The organism is Streptomyces beijiangensis, assembly GCF_017315755.1.
Classification (GTDB): domain Bacteria; phylum Actinomycetota; class Actinomycetes; order Streptomycetales; family Streptomycetaceae; genus Streptomyces; species Streptomyces beijiangensis.
Genome location: NZ_JAFLRJ010001062.1, coordinates 1 through 232 on the forward strand (window position 1 = coordinate 1; position 232 = coordinate 232).

Here is a 232-nt window from a genome sequence, read left to right on the forward strand (position 1 = left end):
ACCCACGACGCGATCGGCCCGCTCACCGCCATCGCCTCACCGCGCATCGGCATCTGCATCGACACCTGCCATCTGGCCACCTCCTTCGAGGACCCGCACACCGCCCTGGACGACCTCACCCGGGCCGGCATCCCCGTGGTCAAGTCCCAGCTCTCCGCCGCCCTGCACGCCGAGCAGCCCCATCTGCCCGAGGTCCGCGAGGCCCTGCGCGCCTTCGCCGAGCCCACGAGAC

General features: G+C 72.4%; 1 pseudogene. It reads left to right on the forward strand.

What is annotated here, in order from left to right:
• Positions 1–232, forward strand: a pseudogene (locus tag J0695_RS40545) (metabolite traffic protein EboE); the annotation flags it as partial.